Origin of the sequence: Mesorhizobium sp. M7A.F.Ca.CA.004.06.1.1 (assembly GCF_003999135.1) — a bacterium.
In the GTDB taxonomy this organism is placed as follows: domain Bacteria; phylum Pseudomonadota; class Alphaproteobacteria; order Rhizobiales; family Rhizobiaceae; genus Mesorhizobium.
In genome coordinates, this window is record NZ_RZPQ01000462.1 from 1 (window position 1) to 4731 (window position 4731).

A 4731-nucleotide genomic window follows, 5' to 3' on the forward strand; every position below is an offset into this window, starting at 1 on the left:
CATGTCGGAGACCAGCGTGTTGTAGCCGAAGGAGGCGCCGCGCTCGGTGGTCAGCACATTGGCATTGCCGGATCCGGTGATCTTGGCGACGACGTTCTTCATGTCCCAGGGGGCGAGGAACTGCCCCTTCTTCACATTGATAACCTTGCCGGTCCTTGCGGCGGCGACCAGCATGTCCGTCTGGCGCGACAGGAAAGCCGGAATCTGCAGGACATCGACATGCGGCGCGACGATCGCGCACTGCTCCTCGGTGTGGACATCGGTCAGCACGGGGAGCGAAAATTCCTTGCGCAGTTCGTCGAAGACGGGAAGGGCTGCGTCCATGCCGGCGCCGCGCGTCGCCGACAGCGAGGTGCGGTTGGCCTTGTCGTAGCTGGTCTTGTAGACGAGGCCTATGCCGAGCCTGCCGGTCAGTTCCTTCAGTGCGCCGGCCATGTCGAAGGCATGCTGGCGCGATTCAAACTGGCACGGGCCGGCGATCAGGGACAAAGCCGCCCTGTTGTCGAAGACGACATTGCCGACGGCTACAGACGAATTGGGCGCCATCGAATTGGACGCTTGCGGCTTGCTCATGGGATCTCCCGGAAGATAAAGGCCGCGCCCTGTCCGGGTGCACGCCGCACGACGATATCATTGCCCGCTATATCGTGTTGGACGGAATTGGCTGCAAGCAGCCTTGATGTCACATCGGCGTTCCGAACCGAAAAGACCACCGCTGCGAAGCGTAGATCTGTCGGCGCGCCGGCCGGCAGGCCGAAGCGCGCGGTGAAAGCCGCGCGGTCAAGCACGCTCAAATCCGCATTCGGCAAGGGAAAAATGCCGCCCTGCCCGTCGGCGGCCGGATCATCCACCGCCACGGAAATCAGCCCATGCTGCTTTCCGGGCGCATCGCTGACCGCCAAGATCTCGACAATTCCGGTCGCGCCGTTGGCGTGGGCCTGCAAAGCCGTGCGATCAACATCAGGCGCGTTGACCCGCTCGCAGGCAAACAGGAAGGCGTCCGTGGCCTCGGCTCCGGCCGCAAAGGCGAGCTTGAACGACGCGACGTCGCTTTTGCCGGCCGGGTCGGTGAAGGCGCGCGAAAAACCCAGCATGTCTCCCGCCGAGATGCCGGCATCGACATAGCGTGCATGGTCGGCATCGGCATTGCCCGTGCCCAGAACAATGGCGGAAAATCCCTCGTCGCCGTTGCTGTCGCGATAGGCGCGATCACGCGCGACGAAGACATTGCCGTCTGCGATAGCCTTTGCCGCCACCTGCTCGTCGCCGACCGCCAAAGGTTCGAGATAGGTGCCGTCGGCCAGGAAAACACAGCAGTTTTCCGTTCCGAACGGATGGATACCGGCCGGGGCAACGACGAAGCCAAGCGCGGTGAGCCGGCCTCGCGCCACATCGAGGCTGTGCGTCGGCAGCACCAGATGATCGAGCGGATGAGTGCCTGCGGCTGCGGTTTTGGTCATGCAGGCGCGATGTGCATCATTCCGCAAAGCCGTTCAAGACTTGATCGCAATACCGGCCAGTTCGCCCGTCAATTCACCGGCCGTCGAAAGGCGCCCTTGGAGCAAGGTTCGATCAGCTCCCCGCGACGACATCGGCGGAATAGCGCAGTTCACGCATTGGTTTGACCTTGCTGGTGGTCTGCGCGTAGAGCGGGTGCGCCTTGTAGGCGGCCAGCGCGGCGTCATCGGCGAACTCCGCATAGACGACCACGTCGACCTCATCGGACAGCGGGTCCACCTTGGTGTTGAGCGTGACCTCGAACAGGCTGGAATGAGGAATGTCGCCGAGCGCCAGCAAGCCGGTGCGCACGGCCTCGACATCCTCTTTTCGCCGCGCGCTGAAGAAAACGATATGCCGGATCAACCCCGCCTCCTCGATCAAAGTGCCGGGGTCTTTTGTGACGGCAGGACGTTGGCGTCAATCGACAAGGATGTCGCGGCTGCTGCCACTGGAGTTAAGCTTTGCTGGTAACATATCGCACAACATGGCTAAGCTCTCTCACAGCGGTGTCGAGATAGCGGCCCTGATTGTACATGCCATCCCAGATCAAAAAAAATGCGATGGCGGCAATGACGATTACATAACGCATGGCTAAATCTATCGCACAAGGAATTCTGCGGTCATAGGCGTTTTTTGACGCGCTGCGCCTTGGCTGTGCACAGGCACAGATGCCCGCCGGCGGGAGCAATCTGCTTGGCACAGCCCCGCTTGCAGCCTGCCCCTTGAAGTTTCCCCGCATGACGTGGAAGATTGTCGCACGGATTCACCGGGAAGCGCTGAAGCTCTGGTAGGGGGCGCGCACTTCGTTCGAGCCCGCTCGCCGACGAACCGGTCGCGGCGGCGTTCGAAGCTGGCGAATGATCCAAGAGAACCGTGGTCCGGCAATTTGCGCCGGCACCGCGGAAATCCAGGGGCATGAGATGGCGCAAAAGGAACATGTTGGCGTAGCATTGAGCGACGCGGTCAGGCTCGATGAATTCAACTTCGCGGAGATCGTCAAAGGTCTGCCGGCGAAAGCGCGCATGGTGCTGTCGGCGGCGATGAACCTGCCTCGCGGTTCGCTCAGGGTGAGGCTGCCGGACGGCCGCGCCGTGCTCGTCGGCGGCAAGGGACCTGGCCCGGATGCCGAACTGGTGCTGAAGAATTGGCGCTTGCCCGGCCGCGCCTTTTCCGGCGGCACGATCGGCGTTGCCGAATCCTATATGGACGGCGATTGGGAAAGCCCTGATGTGACCAGCTTCCTGGAGCTGTTCGTGGTCAATTCGGTCATTGGCGAGCGTATCGCGGGCGGCACCAGTTGGCTGATCAACACCGTCCAGCGCATCCGCCACTGGTTCAACCAGAACACGCGCACCGGTTCGAAACGCAATATCTCGGCGCATTACGACCTCGGCAACGCCTTCTACAAGGAATGGCTCGATCCGAGCATGACCTATTCCTCGGCGCTCTACACGACCGGTGCCAACGACCTGGAAGGCGCCCAGGCCGCCAAATATCGCGCTCTGGCGAAGGATACAGGGATCGGTCCGAAGGACCATGTGCTGGAAATCGGTTGCGGCTGGGGTGGCTTCGCCGAATTCGCGGCGCGCGAGATCGGCTGCCGCGTGACCGGGCTGACGATCAGCCGCGAGCAGCACGATTTTGCCACGGCTCGCATCGCCAGGGCTGGTCTTGCCGACAAGGTCGACATCAAGCTGCAGGATTATCGCGACGAAACCGGCACCTATGACCGCATCGCCTCGATCGAGATGTTCGAGGCGGTCGGCGAGAAATACTGGCCGGTGTTTTTCGGCAAGATGAAGGCCTGTCTAAGGCCTGGCGGCACCGCCGGCCTGCAGATCATCACCATCAACGAAGCCGCCTACGACACCTATCGCGCAAGGCCGGATTTCATCCAGCGCTACGTCTTCCCGGGCGGCATGCTGCCGACGCCGTCGATCCTGAAGGCGCTCGGCAAGGATCATGGCCTTGCCCATCTGCGCGAGCGCGTGTTTCCGGACGACTACGCGCGCACGCTTGCCGAGTGGCGCCACCGGTTCTGGGCGTCATGGGAAAAGATCGTCCCGCTCGGCTTCGACGACCGGTTCAAGAAGCTCTGGGAGTTCTACCTGCACTATTGCGAGGCCGGATTCCGCGCCAGCTACATCGACGTGCGCCAAGTGGTCTACAAGGCGTAAGCCGACACGCTCTTGAACAGGCTATGTCGAGCATGATCGCGACATAGCCGCGTCGTCGCCGTCAAAAAGTCCGATCGCGAAGCAGAATGCCGCGCAGGACGGACGAATCGGAAATCACCTGATGCGCAGACGGACGATCTTCTTCGGCGTCATTGGTGTCGCTGCGGTGGGCATCTGGCTCAACAACACCTCGCTGTTATCGAGTCGCCCCGCCGGCAAGCCGGAGATGCTTGCCCATCGCGGCCTTGCCCAGGATTATTTGCGCGCAGGCATGACAGGACAGACTTGCACGGCCAGTCGCATGTTGCCGCCGCGCCATGGCTACCTCGAAAACACAATTCCCTCGATGGAGGCCGCCTTCGCGCTGGGCGCTGACGCGCTCGAACTGGATGTTCACCCGACGACGGACGGCAAGTTCGCCGTCTTCCATGACTGGACGCTGGATTGCCGCACGGAAGGCAAGGGAGAAACGCGCAGCCATTCCATGGCCGAGTTGAAGACCCTCGATGTCGGCTATGGCTATACGGCGGATGGCGGCAAGACCTTTCCATTCCGCGGCAAGGGTATCGGCATGATGCCATCGCTGGATGAGGTTCTGGCGCACTTCCCGGCCCGCCGCTTCAACATCAACGTCAAGAGCAACGATCCGGGCGAAGGCGAAAAGCTGGCCGCCTGGCTTGCCACGCTGTCTCCAGCCGAGCGCGGTTATCTGTCGGTCTATGGTGGCGATAAGCCGATCGCCGCCGTCAAGGCAGCACTGCCGGACATGCATACGCTAAGCCGCGCATCGCTGACGCAATGCATCCTGCGCTATGCCGCGATTGGCTGGAGCGGCTACGTTCCGGATGCCTGCCGCAGAGGCACCTTGCTCATCCCCGTCAACGTCGCGAAATGGATGTGGGGGTGGCCGAACCGGTTTCTCGATCGCATGCAACGAGTCGACAGCCGCGTCTATCTGCTCGGCCCTTATTCCGGCGGCGACTTTTCGCAAGGGCTCGACGATCCCGAACTGATCAAGCAACTGCCGGACGGCTATTCCGGCGGCATTTCCACG

General features: G+C 62.1%; 5 protein-coding genes. 2 read left to right on the forward strand and 3 right to left on the reverse strand.

Annotated elements, in window-relative coordinates:
• From kdsA to EN906_RS23410, 3 genes are all read right to left on the reverse strand, one after another.
• The coding region (gene kdsA, locus EN906_RS23400; protein WP_127375411.1) for a 3-deoxy-8-phosphooctulonate synthase at window positions 1-573 on the reverse strand (573 nt) is incomplete at its 3' end.
• Window positions 570-1460 carry a VOC family protein gene (locus EN906_RS23405; protein WP_127269947.1) on the reverse strand — a complete coding sequence of 297 codons (891 nt, stop codon included), beginning with the start codon at window positions 1458-1460 and terminating at the stop codon, window positions 570-572. The genes kdsA and EN906_RS23405, both read right to left, overlap by 4 nt.
• Window positions 1461-1572: 112 nt before the next feature.
• Entirely contained in the window at window positions 1573-1863 is a 291-nt protein-coding gene (locus EN906_RS23410; RefSeq protein WP_023812050.1) for a Dabb family protein, read from the reverse strand.
• A gap of 557 nt (window positions 1864-2420) precedes the next feature.
• Between EN906_RS23410 and EN906_RS23415 the strand changes: the two genes are divergently transcribed.
• Complete coding sequence (locus EN906_RS23415) at window positions 2421-3677, forward strand: cyclopropane-fatty-acyl-phospholipid synthase family protein (RefSeq protein WP_127269951.1); 1257 nt, start codon at window positions 2421-2423, stop codon at window positions 3675-3677.
• 121 nt (window positions 3678-3798) lie between these two features.
• On the forward strand, window positions 3799-4731 hold a 933-nt coding region (locus tag EN906_RS23420), incomplete at its 3' end, for a glycerophosphodiester phosphodiesterase family protein (protein ID WP_127375412.1).